Annotated in this window: 16 protein-coding genes; 5 read left to right on the forward strand and 11 right to left on the reverse strand. The window is 50.7% G+C overall.

Annotated features, from left to right (window positions below):
* Positions 1-21: 21 nt before the first annotated feature.
* Entirely contained in the window at positions 22-876 is an 855-nt protein-coding gene (locus tag BTA35_RS15290; RefSeq protein WP_078320684.1) for a sulfurtransferase, read from the reverse strand.
* 361 nt (positions 877-1,237) lie between these two features.
* On the opposite strand from BTA35_RS15290, the gene nfo reads away from it, so the two are divergent.
* The 4 genes from nfo to BTA35_RS15310 all read left to right on the forward strand — a co-directional run bounded on the left by nfo (position 1,238) and on the right by BTA35_RS15310 (position 4,501).
* Positions 1,238-2,095 carry a deoxyribonuclease IV gene (gene nfo, locus BTA35_RS15295; RefSeq protein WP_078320685.1) on the forward strand — a complete coding sequence of 286 codons (858 nt, stop codon included), beginning with the start codon at positions 1,238-1,240 and terminating at the stop codon, positions 2,093-2,095.
* A gap of 31 nt (positions 2,096-2,126) precedes the next feature.
* Positions 2,127-2,801, forward strand: coding sequence for a class I SAM-dependent methyltransferase (locus BTA35_RS15300; protein WP_238377613.1), 675 nt, complete (start codon positions 2,127-2,129; stop codon positions 2,799-2,801).
* Positions 2,802-2,942: 141 nt separating this feature from the next.
* Entirely contained in the window at positions 2,943-3,671 is a 729-nt protein-coding gene (locus BTA35_RS15305) for an SIR2 family NAD-dependent protein deacylase (protein WP_078320725.1), read from the forward strand.
* A 125-nt stretch (positions 3,672-3,796) separates the two neighbouring features.
* On the forward strand, positions 3,797-4,501 hold the full coding sequence (locus BTA35_RS15310; protein ID WP_078320686.1) for a tRNA-uridine aminocarboxypropyltransferase: 705 nt from the start codon (positions 3,797-3,799) through the stop codon (positions 4,499-4,501).
* 102 nt (positions 4,502-4,603) lie between these two features.
* Here the strand turns inward: BTA35_RS15310 and BTA35_RS15315 are convergent, their stop codons facing one another.
* The 10 genes from BTA35_RS15315 to pilM form a co-directional block, all read right to left on the reverse strand.
* Positions 4,604-5,266, reverse strand: a complete 663-nt coding sequence (locus BTA35_RS15315) for a TetR/AcrR family transcriptional regulator (protein ID WP_078320687.1) — start codon at positions 5,264-5,266, stop codon at positions 4,604-4,606.
* A 242-nt stretch (positions 5,267-5,508) separates the two neighbouring features.
* Entirely contained in the window at positions 5,509-6,930 is a 1,422-nt protein-coding gene (locus tag BTA35_RS15320; RefSeq protein ID WP_078320688.1) for an FAD-dependent oxidoreductase, read from the reverse strand.
* Positions 6,931-6,994: 64 nt separating this feature from the next.
* The gene (gene gltB, locus BTA35_RS15325; RefSeq protein ID WP_078320689.1) at positions 6,995-11,449 is read right to left on the reverse strand and encodes a glutamate synthase large subunit; all 4,455 of its coding nucleotides are present in this window, start codon (positions 11,447-11,449) and stop codon (positions 6,995-6,997) included.
* Positions 11,450-11,767: 318 nt separating this feature from the next.
* The gene (locus BTA35_RS15330; protein WP_160055273.1) at positions 11,768-13,444 is read right to left on the reverse strand and encodes an AAA family ATPase; all 1,677 of its coding nucleotides are present in this window, start codon (positions 13,442-13,444) and stop codon (positions 11,768-11,770) included.
* A gap of 157 nt (positions 13,445-13,601) precedes the next feature.
* Positions 13,602-14,696, reverse strand: coding sequence for a 3-dehydroquinate synthase (gene aroB / locus BTA35_RS15335; RefSeq protein ID WP_078320726.1), 1,095 nt, complete (start codon positions 14,694-14,696; stop codon positions 13,602-13,604).
* 11 nt (positions 14,697-14,707) lie between these two features.
* Complete coding sequence (aroK, locus tag BTA35_RS15340; RefSeq protein WP_078320691.1) at positions 14,708-15,229, reverse strand: shikimate kinase AroK; 522 nt, start codon at positions 15,227-15,229, stop codon at positions 14,708-14,710.
* A 25-nt stretch (positions 15,230-15,254) separates the two neighbouring features.
* Positions 15,255-16,940, reverse strand: a complete 1,686-nt coding sequence (locus tag BTA35_RS15345) for a type IV pilus secretin PilQ (RefSeq protein ID WP_078320692.1) — start codon at positions 16,938-16,940, stop codon at positions 15,255-15,257.
* The gene (locus BTA35_RS15350; RefSeq protein WP_078320693.1) at positions 16,933-17,484 is read right to left on the reverse strand and encodes a pilus assembly protein PilP; all 552 of its coding nucleotides are present in this window, start codon (positions 17,482-17,484) and stop codon (positions 16,933-16,935) included. Before BTA35_RS15350 ends, BTA35_RS15345 begins: the two co-directional genes overlap by 8 nt.
* Entirely contained in the window at positions 17,477-18,706 is a 1,230-nt protein-coding gene (gene pilO / locus BTA35_RS15355) for a type 4a pilus biogenesis protein PilO (protein ID WP_078320694.1), read from the reverse strand. Before pilO ends, BTA35_RS15350 begins: the two co-directional genes overlap by 8 nt.
* On the reverse strand, positions 18,693-19,769 hold the full coding sequence (gene pilM, locus BTA35_RS15360) for a type IV pilus assembly protein PilM (protein WP_160055276.1): 1,077 nt from the start codon (positions 19,767-19,769) through the stop codon (positions 18,693-18,695). The genes pilO and pilM overlap by 14 nt, the downstream gene beginning before the upstream one ends.
* A gap of 265 nt (positions 19,770-20,034) precedes the next feature.
* Between pilM and BTA35_RS15365 the strand changes: the two genes are divergently transcribed.
* Positions 20,035-22,578: a penicillin-binding protein 1A gene (locus BTA35_RS15365; RefSeq protein WP_078320696.1), complete on the forward strand. Its 2,544-nt coding sequence runs from the start codon at positions 20,035-20,037 to the stop codon at positions 22,576-22,578.
* Positions 22,579-22,746: the final 168 nt, after the last annotated feature.

The following is a 22,746-nucleotide window of genomic DNA, read 5'->3' on the forward strand; positions in this document are numbered from 1 at the left end:
TCTGACACATGCTTGGCCCAGTTACTCCCGACCCGTCTCAATCGGGCGGATACTATCGGTAATCCATTCGCTCCAGGAGCCTGCGTAGAGACGCGGCTCCGGCAGCCCGGCAACGGTTGCGGCCAATATCAGGTGACAGGCTGTCACACCGGAACCGCAATACACGGCAGTGGCGGCCTCGGTATCCAGCGCACTGAGCTTCTCTTTCAGCTGCTCCTGTGGCAGGAACATGCCCTGTTCATCCACCAACTCTGTGAAGGGAAGGCACTGAGCCCCCGGAATATGGCCCGCCACCGGGTCAATCGGCTCGACCTCACCGGCAAAGCGCTCAATACCGCGGGCATCCAGTAGCACCGGCTTTTTCAGCAGTAGTTGTTGGGCGTTGATCAGTTTTTCATCCTGCCAATTCAGCTTCGGTTCTTCAGCCAGAGCATTGTCACTGCACTGTTCACCCGTTTCCGTAGCCAGCCCTTCAGCCAGCCAGGCATCCAGCCCTCCATCCAATACCTGCACCTGTTCGATGCCAGCATAACGCAGCAGCCACCAGGCACGTGCCGCAGCCATTGCCGCATTATTCTGGTCATAAACGACAACAGGGCGCTCGTGGGTGATGCCCCATTGCTGTAATTGGCGGGTAAAAGCTTCTTTGGAAGGCAGGGGATGTCGACCTGTTACTCCCGCCCGGACTGCTCCTGAAAGATGCTGATCCAGATCAGCGTATTGAGCACGAACAATATGCTCGGTCATATAAGCTTCCTGACCTGCTGCCGGTTGCTGCAGAAAAAAACGGCAATCCAGTACCACGGGGGTATCGGAAGACTGCAGCTGCTGACAGAGCTGTTGAGCATTAATCAGAGGAGGGGGGGTTGCAGACATATCCTAGTCTCCTGAAAAATTTACTCTAGCATACCTTGCTGCCTCTATTCCGCCTACCGGATACGATTAACTCTTGGTTAAATATATGAGGCTACTAGTAGGTAGAGTGAGTATATATTTTTGTTTTTAAAGGATTTATGCATTCAAGTTTTGATTTTAAATAACCAAACACTCTAATCCATAAAAGAACTAATGCCTTTAGGATTAACGCTCTCCGGCCAGTGCCGGAACGGACAGGAACATGGCTTTCGGGTACAATAGTGCCTTTTACCCACAGGCTGTCCTGTGGTGTTGGGGTTGTCGGGCATGAACCTGATTTTGTACCGGATTCCCGGGTCCCGAATGATTCAGGAGTGATGTAATGAAGTATATCGGTGCCCATGTCAGCGCCAGTGGCGGCGTGTTTAACGCACCTTTAAATGCCAAAGAGATCGGTGCTAATGCTTTTGCTCTGTTCACTAAGAATCGGCGCCGCTGGCAGGCCAAGCCACTGGATGATCTGACGATCCGCAAGTTTAAACACAGCTGTGAAAAACACGGTTTTAAGCCGGAACAGATTCTGCCCCACGACAGTTATCTGATTAATTTGGGCCACCCTGAAGCAGAACCTCTGCAGAAATCCAGGGATGCTTTTCTGGACGAGCTACAGCGTTGTGAGCAGCTGGGGCTGACCTATCTGAATTTCCATCCAGGTAGCCATCTGAGAAAAATTGATGAAGCCGCATGCCTGAAGCGTATTGCTGAATCTATCGATTGGGCGCTGGCGCAGACAGAGGGTGTCATTGCGGTGATCGAGTGTACCGCTGGCCAGGGCAGCAATCTTGGCTGGCATTTTGATCAGCTGGCAACCATCATCGATCAGGTTGAGAATAAAACACGTGTTGGCGTTTGTCTGGATACCTGTCATATGTTTGCGGCAGGCTATGACATACGGACTGCAGAAGCCTGTGATAACACCTTTACTGATTTTGAGCGGACGGTTGGCTTTGACTATCTGTACGGTATGCACCTTAATGATTCCAAAGGCGGATTAAACAGTCGCCTTGACCGTCATCACAGCTTAGGCAAAGGTGAAATCGGTTTGGAAGGATTTTGCTGGTTGATGCAGGATAATCGCTTTGACGGCATTCCTCTGGTATTGGAAACAATAGAACCTGAGATCTGGGCGGATGAAATCCAGATGCTGCGATGCTTTGAGCAGGGAGAAACACCCGCATGAGACAGGCACTCAATACAAGGGGGTGTGCATCATGAAGCACAGACCCCACGGCAATAAAAGTTTTGGTAACTCCCGGGAGATTCACACGACTCAGGATGGCCCCCATGATGAGTTGGTTGATCGGGTCTTTAAGCACTGCCGGGAGCCATTCAAAAAACCTTATCAACAGCATAATCTTGATGCTTTTAATAAGGCCAGTAATTGGTTGCGGGGGCAGAAAAAACCTTTGATTCTGGATAGTTGTTGCGGTGTTGGTGAGAGTACACGCCAGTTAGCACAGATGTTTCCGGATCATGCTGTGATCGGTGTTGATCAGTCAGAGGATCGTCTGAGCCGGAAGTTAGGGGAGCTGCCGGATAATGCACTCTTAGTACGTGCCAACCTATTGGACTTTTGGCGTTCAGCGGTGGATGCAGGCTGGAAGCCTGTACGCCATTACTTACTTTACCCAAACCCTTACCCTAAAAAGAGTCAATTTAAACTGCGCTGGCAAGGGGGCCCTATGCTGCCTTATATCGCAGAGCTGGGGGGCGCTTCGAGTGTCGCAGTAACTGGCAGATCTATGTGCAGGAGATGGCTCAGGCCATTAGTCTGCTACGTCTACCTACCAGTGAAACACTGGATGAAGATCTGGGCGGTGTTAAAACCTCAATGCTGGATACCGCAGCTGCTCAGGTTGTGGCTATTGAGCCTGATCCGATACTGACGCCGTTTGAGCGTAAGTATCTGGGTAGCGGTCAGCAGGTTTATCGGTGGGTCTTTGAACCGACATCAGACCGCTAAAACACCGGTAAAGGGTGCTCCGGTGGTGGCGGGTATAACAGGAACAATGAGAGCGCAGGATAATATGGGCAAGCAACAACACATTGTGGTGCTAAGTGGTGCAGGCGTTAGTGCGGAGAGCGGTATTCAGACTTTCCGCGATGGCGATGGCCTGTGGGAAAATCATAACGTTCATGATGTCGCTACACCTGAAGCCTGGCAGCGGGACCCTGAACTGGTGTTGCGCTTTTATAATGAACGTCGCCAGCAGATCCGCAAGGCAGCGCCTAATGCTGCCCATAAAGCGATTGCCCATCTGGAAGACGGCTTTAAAGTGACGGTGATTACTCAGAATATCGATGATCTGCACGAGCGTGGCGGATCATCAGAAGTCTTACACCTGCACGGTGAGATTGGCAAAGCCCGCAGTACATTGGATGATCGTCTGGTGATTAATCTGGGACAGAGCGATATCTACCCCGGTGATCTGTGTGATAAAGGCAGCCAGCTGCGTCCGCATATCGTCTGGTTTGGCGAAGATGTGCCTATGTATCCCATTGCCCATGAGATCACGCAAACGGCGGATCTGGTGATTGTGGTGGGCACCTCGTTGCAGGTGCAACCCGCTTCATTTCTGGCCAGTGCTGCGCCTTATCATGTTGCCCGCATTGTGGTGGATCCGAAAGCATCTGCAGATACTCCGGCATTTTATCTGCGTGATGCCGCCGGTGTCGCCATGCCTGTGTTGGTGGATTATTTATTGGAAAATGGCATTGAAGACCTGTCCGGTATTCCCGGCCTGCAGCACAACTGAAGGCTTTTGCGGCATAGCTGGGAACAGTTTTTTAACTCGTTCCCACATTCGCGAGGGAATGCATAAACCTGTTTTGCCCCCTGAACACCTATTCTTTAAACACTCATCCCCCGGAAAATTACTGAATGTCCAAGCCGTTTTCTCTGCCTATGCCTCCTGCGCCGGATACACCGCGCAAACCCTTTGCTGCCCGGGGTTCCCGGGTAAACCGCTGTAGCGGTTGCTTGATGGCGAAGGCGTTCTGCATTTGTGATCTGCGCCCGGAAAATATTAGCTGCCGTGCTCAGGTCTGGCTGATGATGCATCCGGAGGAGATCTACAAGCCGACCAATACCGGACGTTTGCTGGCGGACTGCCTGCCACAAACTCAGGTGTTTTACTGGTACCGTACCAATCCGGACCCTAAGCTTTTGGCGTTGTTAGATGATGAACAGTACCAGCCCTTTATTATCTTCCCGGATGATATGGATGATTACGCCCATCGGGTGGTGTCTTTCGAACCGGAACGGACAAAGTCACCGGAGAAGATTCCGGTATTTATTATTCTGGATGGCACCTGGCGGCAGGCGCGGCGGATTTTCCGCAAGAGTCCGTACCTGGATAACTTGCCGGTTCTGCCGTTAAAAACCGACCGCCTGACCCGTTACGCCCTGCGTAAACCCGCCAGTGATCAGCACCTGTGTACTGTGGAAGTCGGTATAGAGTTGTTAAAACAGGCAGGGGAAAGTGACGCGGCAGATGCCGTGGAGAACTACTTTGCTGCTTTTAACCGCCGCTACGCGGAATCCCGGGGTTTACGGGAAGAGGTGGAAGCACGGCTAAACCGCTGACCTGTTTTATTGCAGGTAGAGGGTCAGGCAAAAATCGCCACCCGGCTCAATCATTTGTTTGTACAAATTTGATAGTGCCGGGCGTCTGGCTGGTGCGTAATATCAGGCTGTTGTCTGGCGGTTCAGGCAGCCGTTTTCTAAAAGATTGCACTGATGCTCAGCAAGCTCCATCCAAAAGGCCTTGTCAGGCGTTATACCCATGGTGACCTCAAGATTGGGGGCCATCAGGAAAGGCTGGTTCATCAGGCTCAGCATGCTGATATGCAGCATTTTAGGGTCGAGCGTTGGATTAAGGACACCACGCTCCTGCATTTTTCGTAGCATGATCTCCATCGGGCGGCACTTTTCCCGAAAGCGTTGTTGAATAAAGTCATCCTCCAGAGGGCCATCTTCAAACAGCAGGCACTTCAGAATGACGACAATAAATCCCGGATATTCAGACATCAGGGCGTAATAGCGCTGAAAGAAGTCTGAGAAGCTCTCAGGTGGATTTTCAACTCCATCAAGAACCAGCTGATGCAAAGGCTCAAACGTCTCGATAAACATCGCCTGAAACAGGCCTTCTTTATTACCGAAGTAATAATGAATCATCGCCATGGTGGACTGCGCGCGGGCGGCAATTTCACGGGTAGTGACCTGTTGGTAGTTTTTCTCAATAAAACAGGATCTGGCCGCGATAATCAGGTTTTCACGAACGTTTCGTGCGCTTTTACTGGTCGGGCGGCCACGCTTCTTAGCTGGTACGGGTTTAAATTCTGCATTCATGGGGATGGCATCTTTTAATCGGTTGATTAAAAGCTAGGGTAGAGTATTTGGCGGATGAAGCAAAGAGAGAAAAATCAGTTATTATCGAAAGGTTTGATTGATTTAATCGATTAATCAATATGTAGGATAAATGATGCAGATTGGTCAGTCGGGAATAAAAAAACCGCACAAGACGCCAGCTGCGTTCAAGTGCGGTTTTTATCAGAAGCTTGCAAAGGAAGCTTCCGCTATTTTACTGCGTTTTAAACGTCCAGAAAGTCCAGGATGCCCTCAGCAGCTTTACGGCCCTCATCAATGGCGGTTACTACCAAATCTGAACCACGCACCATATCACCACCGGCAAAAATCTTAGGGTTGGTGATCTGGTATGGGAACCGGGCATCTTCTTTGGCGATAACACGTCCGCTGTCATCGGTTTCGATATTGTTGCCTTCGAACCAGTCAGCAGGGCTTGGGCGGAAGCCAAAGGCTACCAGGATAACATCAGCCGGCACGATCTCTTCTGAGCCGGGAACCACTTCAGGGCGGCGACGGCCATTGGCATCCGGTTCACCCATGCGGGTGCTGACCATCTTGATACCTTCAACTTTATCTTCACCAACAATGGCAACCGGTTGGCGGTTAAACAGGAATTTAACGCCTTCCTCTTTTGCGTTCTGCACTTCACGCTTGGAGCCCGGCATATTGGCCTCATCCCGACGATAGGCACAGGTTACCGATTTAGCTTCCTGACGAATCGAAGTACGGTTACAGTCCATTGCCGTGTCACCACCGCCCAGAACGATAACGCGTTTGCCTTCCATACTGATGTAATCTTCAGGGGATTTCTCGTAGCCCAGGCAATGATTAACATTGGATATTAAGAAATCCAGGGCCGCATGAACACCTGGCAGATCTTCACCCGGCAGGCCACCGTTCATATAGGTGTAAGCACCCATTCCCATAAAGACAGCATCGTAGTCAGACATAAGCTTGTCGATGGTGATATCGCTACCCACTTCTGTATTCAAGCGGAACTCAACACCCATATCGGAGAAGACTTCACGACGGCGAACCATCACATGTTTCTCCAGCTTGAACTCAGGGATACCGAAAGTCAGTAGGCCGCCGATCTCTGGGTTCTTATCGAATACAACAGGTTTAACGCCATTGCGTACCAGAATATCCGCACAGGCCAGGCCTGCGGGGCCTGCGCCTATGATGGCTACTTTTTTATTGGTCCAAACCACGTTCGACATGTCCGGACGCCAGCCCATGGCAAAGGCGGTATCGGTAATGTATTTCTCAACGGAGCCGATGGTAACGGCACCAAAGCCACCCTCGCCCAGAGTACAGGAGCCTTCACACAGGCGATCCTGAGGGCAAACCCGGCCACACACTTCCGGCAATGAATTGGTGCTGTGACACAACTCTACAGCTTCCATAATGTTGCCTTCCGTTGCCAGCTTCAGCCAGTTCGGGATGTAGTTGTGTACCGGACACTTCCATTCGCAGTACGGATTGCCACATGACAGGCAGCGGTGGGCCTGAGAGGATGCATCCACAGGTTTAAACGGCGCATAAATCTCTTTGAACTGCTTTTTTCGTACATTAGCAGCCGTTTTTTTCGGGTCCTGACGGCCCACGTCGATAAACTGGAAATCGTTGTTCAGTTGTTCAGCCATAGCAGCCTCACCTCATTAAAAACCTAAATTCACAAAATCTGCGTCGTTGAAAATCAGGCCCTGATTACTCAGGGCGCTGACGGGTGCTGTCCAGCAGACTGCCAAGGCTTGCTGCTTTTGGTTTAACCAGCCAGAAATGACGATAGTAATCAAGGAAGTTATTCAGAATTTCCTGACCCCATTGACTACCCGTGGCTTCAACGAATTCAGCGATAATGCTGCGCAGATGGTTGCGGTAGGCTTCCATCGGCTCGGAGCTGATACGGTGGATATCGACCAGCTCGTGGTTGTATTTATCGACAAAGGTACGATCCATATCCAGAACGTAGGCAAAACCGCCAGTCATACCTGCACCGAAGTTATAGCCGGTATCACCCAAAACCGTTACCAGGCCACCGGTCATATATTCACAGCAGTGATCGCCGGCACCTTCGATAACGGCGTGAGCGCCGGAGTTACGAACGGCAAAACGTTCACCGGCCTGACCGGCAGCAAACAACTTACCTCCGGTTGCACCGTACAGACAGGTGTTACCGATAATAGATGTTTTCTGTGACTCGAACGGACTGCCTTTTGGTGGCGTCAGTGTAATGCTGCCGCCGTTCATGCCTTTACCGACGTAATCGTTGGCATCGCCTTCGATATACAGATTCAAACCTTTGGCGTTCCAGGCACCAAAACTCTGGCCAGCTACACCGCTAAGCTTCAGTGTTAATGGGTTTGGCATGCCTTTTTCGGCCCAGCGTTTGGCGATTTCACCGGAGAGGCGAGCGCCGATAGAGCGATCACAGTTGGTGACTTTAAATTCAAACTCACCACCCTGACCACTTTCAATGGACGACAGGGTTTCGGTAACCATACGCTCTGCCAGAGAGCCTTTATCAAATGGCTCATTGCGGGCAACCTGACAGGTCTGAGGTGCGTCTTTTGGCACAAAGTCATTATTGAGCAGGTTGGTCAGATCCAGGTTCTGAATCTTAGCCGGTGCTTCCTCATCACTGATCGCCGTCAGCAGGTCAGTGCGGCCGATCAGGTCTTCAAACTTGCGAACACCCATTTCAGCCATGATTTCGCGTACTTCTTCAGCCACGAAGCGGAAGTAGTTCTTGACCATTTCAACGGTGCCGATGAAGTATTCTTCACGTAGCTGTTCGTTCTGAGTAGCAACACCGGTAGCGCAGTTATTCAGGTGGCAGATGCGGAGGTATTTACAACCCAGTGCCACCATAGGAATGGTGCCGAAGCCGAAGCTCTCTGCGCCCAGAATCGCCCCTTTGATAACATCCAGGCCGGTTTTCAGGCCGCCATCAGTCTGCAGGCGAACCTTGTCACGCAGATTGTTGATACGCAGTGCCTGATGCACTTCCGGCAGACCCAGTTCCCAGGGAGAACCCGCATGGCGGATAGAGGTTAGCGGACTGGCTGCAGTACCACCATCGTAACCGGATACCGTAATCAGATCCGCATAGGCTTTGGCCACACCGGTGGCGATAGTGCCGATACCCGGCTCAGAAACCAGTTTCACCGAAACCAGTGCATCCGGGTTTACCTGTTTCAGATCGAAGATCAGCTGTGCCAGATCCTCAATGGAGTAGATATCGTGGTGCGGTGGTGGTGAGATCAGGGTCACACCGGGTACTGAGTGACGCAGGCGTGCAATCAGGGCATTGACTTTACCGCCGGGTAGCTGGCCGCCTTCACCGGGTTTGGCACCCTGAGCGACTTTAATCTGCAACACTTCAGCGTTTACCAGATAGTGCGGTGTCACACCGAAACGGCCGGAGGCGATCTGTTTGATCTTGGAGTTTTTCAGCGTGCCGAAACGAGCCGCATCTTCACCGCCTTCACCAGAGTTGGAGCGACCACCCAGTTCATTCATCGCCTGAGCCAGCGCTTCGTGAGCTTCAGGGGATAGCGCACCCAGAGACATCGCTGCAGAATCAAAGCGACGCAGAATCGATTCTGCCGGCTCGACTTCTGTCAGGGGTATCGGGCTGGAGGCTTTATTTACTTTCAGCAGATCACGGATCGTTGCCGCCGGGCGTTCGTTAACCAGCTTGGCGAAGCGCTTGAACGCTTCATAACTTCCGGTCTGAACCGCTTCCTGAACCGCTTTCACCACATCCGGGTTATAGGCGTGATATTCACCGCCATGAACATATTTCAGCAGACCGCCCTGGCCGATTTTCTTGCGCGGGTTCCATGCCAGAGATGCCAGCAGTTCCTGCTGCATCTGGAAGTGTGCAAAGTCGGCACCCTGAATGCGGGATGCAACACCTTTAAAGCAGAGGTCGCAAACTTCATCGGACAGGCCTACCGCTTCAAACAGCTGTGCGCCACGGTAAGAGGCGATAGTGGAGATACCCATTTTGGATAGGATCTTTAACAGACCTTTCTGGATACCGCGACGGTAGTTTTCACGGATCTCGGCAGGGTCGCCCTGAAGTTCACCCGTGCGCTGCAGATCTGCCAGTACGTTGTAACTCAGGTATGGGTAAACCGCAGTCGCACCAAAACCAAAGAATACGGACATCTGATGAGAATCCCGGGCCAGGCCGGTTTCTACGATCAGATTAGAATTACAACGCAGACCTTTGGAGCCAAGGTATTTGTGTACAGCCCCGGTTGCCATCAGTGCATCTATCGGTAACAGGCCTTTTTCGATCTCACGATCAGACAGAACCAGTACGACTTTTCCGGAATGAATAGCCGCTTCAGCCTGTTCGCAGGCGTTTTGAATGGCTTGTTTTAGCCCTGTCGTTTCCGGGTTGTACTGCAGACGGATGGTGTGGGATGGGAAGCCCTTATCATCTAGCTGCTGCAGAGCTTTAAATTTACGTGGTGACAGGACTGGGGTGGTCAGAACGATACGGTTAGCGTGATCGACGCTGTCCTCAAATACGTTCAGCTCAGTGCCTAGACAGGTCTCCAGTGACATAACGATCGCTTCACGTAGCGGATCGATAGGTGGGTTTGTCACCTGGGCAAATTTCTGACGGAAGTAATCCGATGTCAGGCGATGCTTACGGGACAGAACCGCCATCGGAGTATCATCACCCATGGAGCCAACAGCTTCCTGGCCTTGCTCTGCCAGTGGGCGCAGTACCTGATCACGCTCTTCAAAGCTGACCTGGTACATCTTCATATGTGCCTGCAACTCTTCCTGAGTAACCGGCTCAAAGTTCGGGCCCTGAATTTCGCCCAGGGTAGACTCCAGGAATGTCGCCTTTTCCCGCATCCACTGTTTATACGGATGTGCCGACTTCAGGCGGTTGTCGATATCTTCACGGTGCATCACTTCGCCGGTTTCAGTATCAACCACCAGCATATGGCCCGGGGCAACGCGGCCTTTAGCGACAACATCTTCCGGCTGGTAATCGTAAACGCCGATCTCAGAGGCTAGGGTGATATAGCCATTCTTGGTGATAACCCAGCGTGCAGGACGCAGGCCGTTACGGTCGAGCATACAAACCGCATGACGGCCATCAGTCAGTACCAGACCCGCGGGACCATCCCAGGGCTCCATATGCATAGAGCTGTATTCGTAGAATGCACGCAGATCGGCATCCATGGTGTCGTTGTTTTGCCACGCAGGCGGAATCATCAGACGTACGGCTTTAAACAGGTCCATACCACCGGTCAGCAGCACTTCAAGCATGTTATCCATGCTGGAGGAATCAGAGCCTGTGGTATTTACGACCTGATCCAGCTCATCCAGACTAAGCACATCGTTGTGGAAGTTTTTCTTACGTGCGTTGGCCCAGCTTCGGTTGGCTTCAATGGTATTGATTTCACCGTTGTGAGCCAGATAGCGGAACGGTTGTGCCAAAGGCCACTTGGGTGCAGTGTTGGTGGAGAAGCGCTGGTGGAAAACGCAGATAGCTGTTTCCAGACGCTCATCGCTAAGATCTTTATAGAACTTAGGCAGGTCTGCTGGCATGACCAGACCTTTATAGGAAATAACTTGTGATGACAAACTGGCAACGTAGAACTCACTGTCATCTTTAAGCGCCATCTCAGCCTTGCGGCGGGCCATAAACAGCTTAACAGCCAGCTGCTGCGGGTTCATCTCGGGAGCGTCAACGAAGACCTGTTCAAACTGTGGCAGGCAGTCAAGTGCCATAGGGCCACATACAGAAGTATCGATAGGAACCTGACGCCAGCCGACGACGCTCAGACCTTGGGTGGTAATTTCGTTAGTTAGAACAGAACGGGCGTTTTCAGCCTTAGCCTGATCCTGTGACAGAAAGACCATACCTACACCAAAGTGCTCGGAAAGCTCGGTATCAAACTGTTCTTTTGCGATGGTGCGTAGGAAGGAATCGGGTTTTTTCAGCAGCAAACCACAGCCATCACCTGTTTTGCCGTCGGCGGCAATACCACCGCGGTGGGTCATACAGGTTAGTGCTTCGATCGCTGTCTGTAACAAGTCATGGCTTGCATCGCCATTCATGTGTGCGATCAGGCCGAAACCACAGTTATCCCTAAATTCGTCAGGGTGATACAGACCAGTTCTCATAAAGCTAACTCTCGCTAGTACAAAAAAATCGTAGTTGTCTGCCCCAGAAACTTCTTGTGTTGTCTTTAATTATTAATCGATATGCGTCTTCCGTTAGACAGGTTTCTTTGAGGCAAAGGGAGAGAGATTCTACACAGCTGAAGGCAGAATCTCAAATGTAAGTTTTGTTTAAGGGTTAGATATGGTGGCTAACTACGGAAATATGATGGCTAACTGCGGCTAAATTCGAAAAAATGAAGTGTTAATGACTGTAATTGGCCCCGCCCGGTAATTTCCCCGGGCGGTGTCGTTTGATTGAAAAGAGGGCGTTTTAAAGGGTTATTTCTTTAGGATATCGGACTGCACGCTGGCCATGCTCCTTGCCCAGGGCTTGCGGTTCTGGAACTCGCTGGGCAGTTTGGGAATACTGGCAATAGCACTATCCCTGTTGTCGAATTCACCATAAATTACTACGAACCAAGGTTTGCCCTGATAGATGGTTTCAAAGTAGCGAACCTTGGATTTGTTCTTCAGCCCATCGATAAAGCGGATCGCGTTGGCTTCAATATGGCTACCCAGAAGCTGGAGGGTATACTGACTTTTCTTAAGCGCCATAAGCTCTTTTTCTTGCTTATAAGGGCTTTTTGCGTTGCTTTTTACGGGCTTCGTTTCAGGTGTTTTTTGGGGTTCCGGCGCTTTTTCTACAACCGGTTTCGGTGCTGTTTCAGCCGGTTTTTGTGCTTTCTCAACCGGATCTGGTGCTTTTTCAGACTCAGGGGCCTGCGCAATGATAGTTGTTTCCGGTGCCGCCTGTTGTTTTACGGGCTTTTCGACAGGTGTTGTTTCAAGGCCCAGTAGTTCGGCGTCGGCGTCGCGTTTGCTTTGCTCATCGCTGGCGTCTTCCTCGTCTTCAGGAAAAACCGGTTTAATAATGGTTATAGCTTCTTCCTGCTCGATTTTAGCAGCGGCTTCTTCTGCTTCAGCCAGAGTCTCTTCTGCTGGGCGCGACAAGCGATTAAGGTCTGTCAGCGGGGTGCCTTCAGCAGCAACGGGCTCTTGCTCGATGCCCATCAGTTCATCCTGATAGATATAAGCCGCACCCAGCAAGCCAGCAACAATAGCCAGAGCGGTGACATGCCAGACTGGAACGGCTGCTCGCTTGGTTGATGTAGATTTCGGTGGCTGCTCTTTTTTCTCAGCTTTGACCGGTGCCGTTTTTTTCTCAGCTTTAGGTTTTACTTTAGGGGTGATGCTGGCTACTTTCTTCAGGGCATCCGGGTCACTGAGAGCCAGGTTTGCCATGTTATTGATCTGTCCTGGAACCCCGCCACCCGCGCGAATAATATCTGCTTTTATTGACTCGCTGAGTTGGCCGGTCAGGCCCGCGGCACTCAGACGATAATCGAGATAACCCCAGGATTCTTCATTACTGAAGGGCTGCAGTGCCAGGTGATGACCAATGGCGTTGAAGCGCTCCTTCAGGCGGGAGCCCTGCAGGATTTCAATCAGTGGGTCTTCTCCGAGAAGAAGTATATGTGGGCGCTTCTGGTCATCATCATCAGAGAGCAGGATGACCATTAACTCCAGGGTTTCCGGGCTGAGCTGGTGAGCGTCATCGACGACAATCAGACAGCTGTTACCCTCTTTGTGAAGTAAGCTGAAGTGTTGCTTCAGGCGCGTCAGGTACTGGTTCAGGTCGCTGTCATTCTCCAGCCCTAGCTGCAGGCTGGAGTTGAGAGCCTGCATAAAAGTCTGAGGTTGGTTCACCTGAGCGTGATCGAAATCGCAAATCTGAACACCGGAGTCCATGCCTTCGAGCACTTTGCGTTTAATCAGGCTCTTACCTGAACCCTGAGGCCCGGTAATCGTCAGCAGCAAGCTGCTGTAACGGCTTAAATGGCCTATAAGCTCGATGACTTGCGAGTGTTGTTGGGAGGGAAAAAACAAAGATTCTTCAACGACGCCATCGGTGAGCGAAGCGGTGATGTTCGTAAAGGAGAAATTATCCCCAGGCATATCGGAATCCTTATTGTTACTGTTTTTTCCAAACATAGGTTTTTAATCCTACTTTTCCGGTGCAAAGGTTCAGATAATAAGCATCAAATTAACTTATAAAAACAACCCTGAACCCTTGATAATAGGCGGTTATAAAAGCCACGGGAAGACTAAAATATTAAAAAAAACCGAGTTTTTTTCCAGCAGCGAGAGTTTGCTGCAAATTAACTGCAGAGAACTGCTCAGTGACAACGGATTTACCGAACGCCGTCATGAGTACCAGTCTAAGATTCCCGTCTAATACCTTTTTGTCCACCAGCATATGTTTAATAAAGGTTTCAGCTGTCATTGATTCCGGCGGTGCAATGGGCAGGTCAAATTTCTCCAGCAGAGCTTTAATACGGGCTACATCGCCCTGGCTTAGCCAGCCTTCGCGGCCGGACAGATCCGCAGCCATAAACATCCCGGTGGCGACAGCTTCCCCATGGAGCCATTGACCATAACCTTGTTCTGTTTCAATTGCATGGCCAAAGGTGTGACCTAAGTTAAGAGTCGCCCGAACGCCTCCCTCCAGTTCATCCAGAGTAACAACTTCAGCTTTATTTTGGCAGGAGCGATAGATGGCTTCAGAAAGCGCAATGCTATTTTTCTGTTTCAGGGGTTGTACATTGCTTTCCAACCAACTGAAAAAGTCAGCATCACGTATCAGGCCGTATTTGATCACTTCCGCAATACCGGCCGCCAGCTCCCTATCCGGTAGGGTTTGCAGCGTATCGGTATCTGCCAGAACAAGCTGGGGTTGCCAGAAGGCTCCGATCATATTCTTACCCAGAGGGTGGTTGACGCCGGTTTTACCGCCAACGGAGGAATCAACCTGCGACAGTAGGGTTGTGGGTATTTGAATAAAGTTGACACCACGCTGATAGCTGGCAGCTGCAAACCCCGTCATGTCGCCAATAACCCCGCCGCCCAGGGCGATCAGAGTACAGGTGCGGTTGAAGCGGTTCTCCAGCAGAGCGTTAAAGATCAGATTAACGCTATCCAAAGTCTTGTAGGCTTCGCCATCAGGCAGAATGACTTCTGCAACCTGATACTGATCGCCTAGTGTCGTTTTTAGCTGATCCAGGTATAGAGGCGCAACAGTGGTGTTGCTGACAATCATGACCTGACGGCCTTTGATGTGGGGCGCTATCAGGGATATATCTGCTATCAGACCGCTGCCAATATGGATTGGGTAACTACGGGCACCGAGATCAACATTCAGAGTTTGCATGGTGTGCTGGCTCACAATTTTTTCAGTTTTTTAGTTATCAGGCGAACAACGCTTTTAGGTGCCTGGCGATCGGTTTTAATGATCAGGTCTGCCGTTTCCCGGTAGAGCGGGTCGCGAATTGCAAACAGGTTTTCCAGTACCATTCTGGGGTTGTCATTTTGAAGCAGCGGGCGATTTTTGTCTTTTGCAGTACGTTGCAGCTGCTGTTCAATGGTGGTATGCAGATAGATAACGGTGCTGCTTTGGCTTATAGCCGCACGGTTTTCCGGGCGCATAATCGCCCCGCCACCCGTAGCCAGAACTATCGGGCCCTCTTCCTGCAGCAGCTCTATGATGGTTTGGGTTTCGCGCCGGCGGAACCCTTCTTCACCTTCAACATCGAAGATCCAGGGAATGTTGGCTCCGCTACGGGTTTCTATTTCCCGGTCGGAGTCAAAAAAAGGTAAACCCAGTTCGGTGGCCAGTAATCGGCCAATCGTACTTTTGCCAGCCCCCATAGGGCCAACGAGAACAATATTATGGTTATAGTGCATCGCGTTAATTGCTGAATGAATCGGTTCAGTTCAGGCTGAGGCTGTCTTCAATCAACCTGGGCGTAATAAATATCAGTAATTCTACTTTTTCCTGGGACTTTTCGGAACGCCGGAATAGCGCGCCGAGCAGTGGAATATCACCCAGTAGCGGAACTTTGAAATTCTGGTCGAAGCTTTCCGAAGTGTAAATGCCACCTAAGACAATAGTTTCGCCATTGTTAACCAATACCTGTGTTTCAATAGCATTGGTATCGATTGCTGGTGCGCCATCATACTCCTGATTGCCCAGAGCGTCCTGAGTGATCTGCAGATCCATGATGATATGTTTGTCCGGCGTAATTTGTGGTGTTACTTCCAGGGCTAATACGGCATCTTTAAAGGAGACTTTGGTGCCACCTGAAGAGGATTCTTCGCGATAAGGGATTTGTTTACCGGATTTAATCAGGGCTTTGCGCTTGTTGGCTGTAATCACTTTGGGTTGTGAGATGATTTCACCTTTCCCTTCGCTGGCCAGGGCAGCCAGCTCCATATCCACCAAAATGCTGGAGTCGGCATAGCCAAGAGCAAACGTGCCAGCTCCGGGGTTGATATTGGCATAACCACCTGAGCGTGCTGTCAGGTCTACCGCGAGATCTCCGGAGCCGATCCCTCTCTGCCCCTGGCTGCTGACTCCGGACCAACGTATGCCAAGGTCACTGCTGAGGTTGCTGCGGGCAACGACAATGCGGGCTTCGATCAGTACCTGTGGGACTGGAATATCCAGTGTTCTGATCACATTTCTGATGTTTTTAATTGCGTCCGGTATCTCCTGCAGTAGCAGGGTGTTGGTACGTGCGTCTGCCAGGGCTTTGCCGCGTTTTGACAGCAGGCCGGGGCCTCCATTATGGCCGTTCAGGATGGCTGCGATATCTGAAGACTTTGCATAGTTGATCTGAATAAGCTCAGAGCTAAGATCGGCCAGGTCACGGTGTTCCTGAAGTGATGCCAGCTCTTTTCGTTCCCGCTCTGCTAACTCCTCTGCGGGGGCGACTATCAGTACGTTGCCATCTTTTCGGCTGGCCAGCCCTTTACTCTCCATGACCAGTTTTAGCGCCTGATCCCAGGGAACCTGCTTCAGACGTAGAGTGACGGTGCCCTGAACCTTATCACTAGTAACCAGGTTCAGGCCGGTTTCCTCTGCGATGATCTGTAGGGCGGAGCGTATATTGATGTTTTGAAAATTAAGCGACAGTGTTTTGTCGGAGTCTGATGCTCTCTTTTTAACCTGTTTGGCTGTAACTGGCTGACCGATAATAAGGCTGACGCGGTTACCCTCGGTACGGGTTTGAAAAAAAGCCGTCTGGTTTAGGTTTATGATCAGCCGGGTACGGGTGCCTGCCTGTACTCCTGTCACACTCTGCACCAGTGCCCGGTTAAAATGCAGCTTCTTTTGCGGCAGGTGATTCTCAGTATCAAACAGATCAACGATGAGACGGGGAGGGGAACTGATCTGGTAACTCTCAACCCGCGTTAAGGGTTGGCTCAACTGCAGGCGAAGCTCTGTCTGTTGGCTCTCGGTCATCTGCAGATCCAGTGATTTCAGCGCGGAGGGAGCGGCAAGTACGGATGGCATCTTCAGGATAAACAGAAACAGAGTTCCCCGTACTGCGATTTGCAGCATGCTGTAAAGATTGACCGGAAGGTTCGATACGTATTGAGACAAATTATTCATCTGCTTCCATCACCAGTTTAAGCTGCCTGGGGCGTGTTACCCAGGTGCCCTGTTCATCCTGAACGGTTTCTTCAATATAGACGGTATCTTCTGAAATTTTCACCACCCGACCAAAATTCTGTCCCATATATTGACCTGCGATGACTTTATGTACTTCTCCATGGCCATCATCAATAAAAGCCTTAGGGGTGTGGTCATCTGAAAGCTGAAGCGTGCCGACAAAAGATAGTTCCTGCAGAGGGTGTTGTTCCAGTACTCCCTTGGGCCTGGTGCTATCAGGGATAAAAAGATCGGGTCCGGTAGGTGGTGCCGATGTCTGTTGCTCTTTACGCAGCTTGAAGGGGCTGGGCTGTAGGCTACCTGTGTAGCGTACTGATGGTGGTGTCAGTGTTTCCGGAAGCGGTGCAATACTGCCTGGCGGTCGGTTACGAATCTCCTGCAGTAAGGTAAGCAAAGCTGAATGATCATCATGACTTCTGCAGCCAGTCAAAAGCGTCAGTAAGGTCACTCCGGAAAACAGAAAAGCGATCAGCGCTTTAATCATGCCGTTCCCCTTGCTGTTGATTATCCTGTTCACGGTGATAGACCCTGATCTCAATGCTAAGGCTGAGCTGGTTATCGCTTGGCTGGAGTCTGAAATCGTGCAGTGTTGTCAGACGATCCAACTGAGCGATTGCAGCCAGAAACTGGGCCAGATTATGGTAGCTCCCCTTTACCGTCAGGGTGATAGGTTGAGCATGGTATATTTTATGTTCCCTTTCTTCCCCCAGCTTAAATGTGTGAAGATCAACATCATGTAATTGCGCCTGTGTGCCAATCTGCTCCATAAACTGAGGGATCGATTTTGCCGTTGGTATCTGAGAAGTCTGAGTGTGATCCCGTTGCTGAAGATTCTGTAGCTGGCGCTTATAAACAGCAAGGTATGCCACCAGGGATGCCTGGGTTTCATAAACGTTCAGCAGCTGCTCCCGGTGCTTACCCGCCTGATCGAGTCGCTCAAATTTTGGTGAAAGGTAAAGCAGGTATCCCGGAAGTGCTGTGATGATTGCCGTCAGAATCCAGGCGAGCACTTTTCCTGCTTTAGGCCAGGAGCCGGCGCTGCTGAAGTCGATCTCCGTCAGGTCTGTTTGTGAGAGCTTTTCCAGTAATTTTTTGAGCGGGTATTTTCTCTCCGGCATACTGGTAGTCATCGCTGCCCCCCTCTGCTTCTCATGTTGAATGGCAGATCCCGGCTTCCAGTGCTGAACCTGTATTGTGAAGCGATGAAAGCCTTTGTTCAGGGCGCTGCTGCCGACATTTTTAAGGGTCGGGTTTTCCAGTACCTCTGATTGAGCAAGGTGGCGTATCAGGGAAGAGATCTGCTGATTATCTGTGGCTTCACCCTCCAGTGTTAAGGTTCCACCCTCCCGTCTGAGGTGAGTCAGATAGAGCTGTGCTTCTGTGGCCTGCGAAATACGGTTTAATATCCGCACAAGGTCGCCACGATGACGCTGTAAATTCTGTGTAGCCCTGACCTGTTGAATCAGTCGGTTGCGCTTTTCTCGCAGGTTGATTGCCTCCTGAGCCTGGGTATCCAGTTTCTGGGTCTCCGCCTGTATAAAGCGGTTTTGTTTATTCTGATGATCGATTCTGTGCTCAATAAATTGGCCCAAAGCCAAGATTGCAAACAGCGTGCAGAAGATAACCAGCAAGGTCTGCTGGCTGAACTGTTTTTGATGTTTTTGGCGCAAGACTTCCCGCCATGGTAAAAGGTTAATCTGGGGCATTTTCCAGGTACCTCATCGCCAGGCCGAATGCGATCAGAAGTGCCGGAGCATCCCTGTTCAGGGCTTTCTGATCGATGGCGCTATTGATCGTAGCCAGTGCTAAGGGGTTGGCAATGAATGTAGGGATTGCCAAAGATGACTCGACCCTGCCTGAAAGTCCTTTGGTGGCAGCGCAACCTCCTGCCAGCAGAATATAGTCGACATGTTTATAGGTACCGGATGAGTAAAAGAGTTGTAATGCACGACTGATCTGTTGCACTGTTGTGTGCAGAAAAGCAGGGAGCGTGTTCTGGTGGAAGTCATCCGGTAGCTTGCCTGTTTTCTTGGCAAGTTCTGCATCATCAGGGCAGAGCTGAAAGCGCTGTGCAATTTCGTCAGTCAGCCTCTGTCCACCAAAAAGCTGGTCCCGACTATAGAGGGTTTGTTTCTGGTGCAGTATGGTTAAATTCATAATGGTTGCACCGATATCCACAACGGCAATCACAGGATCTGCTGTTGTGATGTTCAGTCGGGGAAGCAGCCTGGATACAACGCGCTCAAGTGCGTAGCTTTCGACATCGACCACTGTGGGTATCAGTCCACCCTGTCTAAGCGTTTTCTGCAGAATATCCACCGTTTCAATTCGGCAGGCCACCAGTAGGACATCCTGTTTGTCGGGGTGATTTTTTGTTGGGCCGATAACCTCGAAGTCGATGGCAACGTCATCAATGGGGAACGGAATAAACTGATCGGCTTCGAGTATGATCTCACTTTCCATTTCGTCCGCAGAAAGGCCTGTATCCATGGAAATCGTTCGGGTTATAACGGCGGCATCAGGTACCGCTGCAACCGTTTGGCAGGCATCTGAACAGCTGGTGGGAATCGCCTGTAAAAGAGTTTGGCTGACCTGTTCCGGGTTCTGGATTTTACGTTCAACAACAGCACGGTTGGGCAGAGGTGCTATGGCATAGCTTTCAACCTGAAGCTGGCCGTTGTGACAGCTGAGTTCCAGCAGCTTGACTGAAGAGCCACTGAGATCCAGTCCTAACGTATTTTGCTTTTTTTTGCGTAATAAACTGAGCAAAGGCGTCATCCTTGTCGCTTTTGGTTTTGTCGCCCTTCTTAACAATCTGCGAAGGGGGAATAATTTTTTACATTAACGTGCTGTCCCAAAAAAGATATAAAACCATGGTTATAACTATAGTGGCTAATTAATGAGTGGGTAAATCAATCTTAAACCTGCAGTGCCATTGGCATCCTATGACTTTACCGGCCTATAATGGTGGTTTTGCTGTAAAAAGCGCAGCCTGGCTAATATGTAAACCTTGATAAGGGGAAACGATTTACCCATGAATGCAACAAAAGTGTTTTTTAAGTGGTTGATCTATCTGTTGTTTGGCTTGTTCGCATTCGGCACCGCAGTTGCATTCAGTGTCGCGCTTTATCTTGGGCCTCAGTTGCCGGATATTGAGCAATTGAGAAATATCCAGCTGCAAACACCGTTACGTATTTATACCCGTGACGAAAAACTGGTGGCTGAATTTGGGGAAAAGCGTCGCACCCCGGTTCAGTATGAGCAAATTCCCCAGTACTTTATTCAGGCGATTCTGGCGGCTGAAGATACTAATTTTTACAATCACTCCGGTATCGATATCAAAGGTCTTGGCCGGGCTGTACTGCAATTGGCCCAATCCGGCAGTATCCAGTCCGGAGGCAGCACCATTACGATGCAGGTAGCCCGAAACTATCTGCTGACCCTGGATCAGACATTTACCCGGAAATTTAAAGAGATCATGATCTCTCTGCAGATGGAGAAGATCCTCTCCAAAGAGGAGATCATGGAGCTCTATGTTAATAAAATTTATCTGGGAAACCGTGCATACGGCATCGATGCTGCGGCAGAGGTTTATTACGGCAAAGAGCTGCATGAGCTGAGTCTCGCTCAGTTAGCGATGATTGCCGGATTGCCCAAAGCACCCTCCCGTTATAACCCAATTGTTAACCCCCGCCGGGCACTGCTACGTCGTAACTGGATTGTCCATCGTATGCACTCTCTCGGCATGATTGATGAACAGACCTATGAAGCGGCTATCCGGGAGCCTATTTCTGCCCGATACCACGGCCTTAAGCCTGAAGTGCAGGCCCCCTATGTGGCGGAGATGGTGCGTGCTGAGGTTGCGGAACAACTGGGTGATGATATCTACACAGCGGGCTACAGGGTTTACACAACGCTGGACTCCGAGGCGCAGTCAGCGGCGAATGTTGCCCTGGTTCAGGGGCTGCTGGATTATGATAAACGTCACGGCTGGCGGGGCGTTGTGCAGCGGGATATACCTGCGGCCCTGGATACTGAAGCAGATGAACTATCCCGGGAAGGTGAGCTTGATCTGGGTATTGAGCCGCAAGAGAGCGAAGGTAGCGGCGAACTGGTTGTTAGCGAGGACACCAGCAACTGGCAAAAAGTACTGCGCTCAACCCCGACCTATGGAGACCTGAAACCTGTGATTGTTTCTTCAGCAGAAGAAAAGACTCTGCAGGTGGTTACCGAAGACGACTCCTATATCGATGTGCCCTGGGATCTTATTACCTGGGCTAAGCCCCACCATAATCCCTACTGGAAAGGCCCGGCTCTTAAGGCAAGCAGCGATATTCTGCGGCGGGGAGACTTGATCTATATTGAACCTGAAGATAATGAGCCGGATGCAGACGAGTTGGTTCAACGCCGTTGGCAGCTGTCACAGGTTCCCAATGTACAGGGTGCTTTTGTTTCGATGTCACCGGAAGATGGTAGCTTACTGGCATTGGTTGGTGGCTTTAACTTCTACCAGAACAAGTTTAACCGGGCCTATCAGGGCGCGCGTCAGGCCGGGTCTATTTTTAAGCCGATCATCTATATGGCTGCTTTGGAAAGTGGCATGACGGCTGCCAGCATCATTAACGATGCCCCTGTTGTTTTTAACGATAAAGAGCTGGAATCCACATGGCGACCCAGTAACTCCAGTGGTAAGTTCTATGGGCCTACCCGCCTGAGGCATGCCCTTTATAAATCCCGTAACCTGGTATCGATTCGTATTTTGCGTTCGATTGGTATCAATACGGCCATTCGGTTTGCAACACGTTTCGGCCTGAATCCGGATCAACTGCCTCGTGATTTATCGCTGGCACTGGGTAGTGCCACCTTATCCCCTTACGAAATGGCAATGGTCTATGCGACCGTAGCCAATGGTGGATATAAGGTAAACCCTTACTTCATTGAGCGCATCGAAAACAGCGATGGCGAGGTGCTGTATCAGGCTGAGCCTGCCAGAGTTTGCCGCGATTGCCCTCAGGACGCCGATAAGGTTCAGATCGGGGATCGCGTCTATCCTGTAGCACCTGCCATTGCGGATAAACGCAGTGTTTACATTATGCAGACCATGTTGAAGGATGTTATCCAGCAGGGGACCGGCCGACGGGCGCGTGCGTTGGGACGTTCAGATATCGCGGGTAAAACCGGAACCACCAACGACCTGAAGGATGCCTGGTTTGCAGGTTTTAACCAGGACGTTGTGGCCGCTACCTGGGTCGGTTTTGATCAGCCTTCAAATATCGGTGAGTATGGCAGTAAAGCGGCACTACCGATTTGGGTCAGCTTTATGCAGGAATATCTGTCCGGTAAGCCTGAGCGTAGCATGGCACAACCTCCGGGGTTGGTGACGGTACGTATCGACTCTGAAACCGGCAAGCGTGCTCGCCCTGGGCAGAAAAATGCGATTTTTGAAGTGTTCCGGGTAGAGAATGTACCGGAAGAGGAAGTGACGAATACATCGGAAACACCTGTAGAGATTATCCAGAGCGGCGACGGCCCTGCGCCTTCTGTAGACGATGCACCGGCACCGGAGGCTCTTTTCTAAAGAGGTCAGGCTAAACATTAGCGACAACGAAAAACGGCACCCTTGTGAGGGGAGGGTTAATGTATAGTTCGATGTTAACCTGCTGAAAATAAAGGGTTTATTTCAGTGGGTTAATAATGGCTGTACCAGATTCAACAGATTTTCGTACCTTTTTCTGTTCCTTGATAG

It is taken from the genome of Oceanospirillum linum (assembly GCF_001995095.2).
GTDB lineage: Bacteria > Pseudomonadota > Gammaproteobacteria > Pseudomonadales > Halomonadaceae > Oceanospirillum > Oceanospirillum linum.

Coding starts and splice junctions, on each gene's coding strand:
- BTA35_RS15300 (WP_238377613.1), top strand. CDS start 2,127: ATGAAGCACAGACCCCACGGCAATAAAAGTTTTGGTAACTCCCGGGAG.
- aroB (WP_078320726.1), bottom strand. CDS start 14,696: ATGCAAACTCTGAATGTTGATCTCGGTGCCCGTAGTTACCCAATCCAT.
- BTA35_RS15310 (WP_078320686.1), top strand. CDS start 3,797: ATGTCCAAGCCGTTTTCTCTGCCTATGCCTCCTGCGCCGGATACACCG.
- BTA35_RS15290 (WP_078320684.1), bottom strand. CDS start 876: ATGTCTGCAACCCCCCCTCCTCTGATTAATGCTCAACAGCTCTGTCAG.
- BTA35_RS15320 (WP_078320688.1), bottom strand. CDS start 6,930: ATGGCTGAACAACTGAACAACGATTTCCAGTTTATCGACGTGGGCCGT.
- BTA35_RS15350 (WP_078320693.1), bottom strand. CDS start 17,484: ATGATTAAAGCGCTGATCGCTTTTCTGTTTTCCGGAGTGACCTTACTG.
- BTA35_RS15305 (WP_078320725.1), top strand. CDS start 2,943: ATGGGCAAGCAACAACACATTGTGGTGCTAAGTGGTGCAGGCGTTAGT.
- pilO (WP_078320694.1), bottom strand. CDS start 18,706: ATGCCCCAGATTAACCTTTTACCATGGCGGGAAGTCTTGCGCCAAAAA.
- BTA35_RS15365 (WP_078320696.1), top strand. CDS start 20,035: ATGAATGCAACAAAAGTGTTTTTTAAGTGGTTGATCTATCTGTTGTTT.
- nfo (WP_078320685.1), top strand. CDS start 1,238: ATGAAGTATATCGGTGCCCATGTCAGCGCCAGTGGCGGCGTGTTTAAC.
- BTA35_RS15330 (WP_160055273.1), bottom strand. CDS start 13,444: ATGCCTGGGGATAATTTCTCCTTTACGAACATCACCGCTTCGCTCACC.
- BTA35_RS15345 (WP_078320692.1), bottom strand. CDS start 16,940: ATGAATAATTTGTCTCAATACGTATCGAACCTTCCGGTCAATCTTTAC.
- aroK (WP_078320691.1), bottom strand. CDS start 15,229: ATGCACTATAACCATAATATTGTTCTCGTTGGCCCTATGGGGGCTGGC.
- BTA35_RS15315 (WP_078320687.1), bottom strand. CDS start 5,266: ATGAATGCAGAATTTAAACCCGTACCAGCTAAGAAGCGTGGCCGCCCG.
- gltB (WP_078320689.1), bottom strand. CDS start 11,449: ATGAGAACTGGTCTGTATCACCCTGACGAATTTAGGGATAACTGTGGT.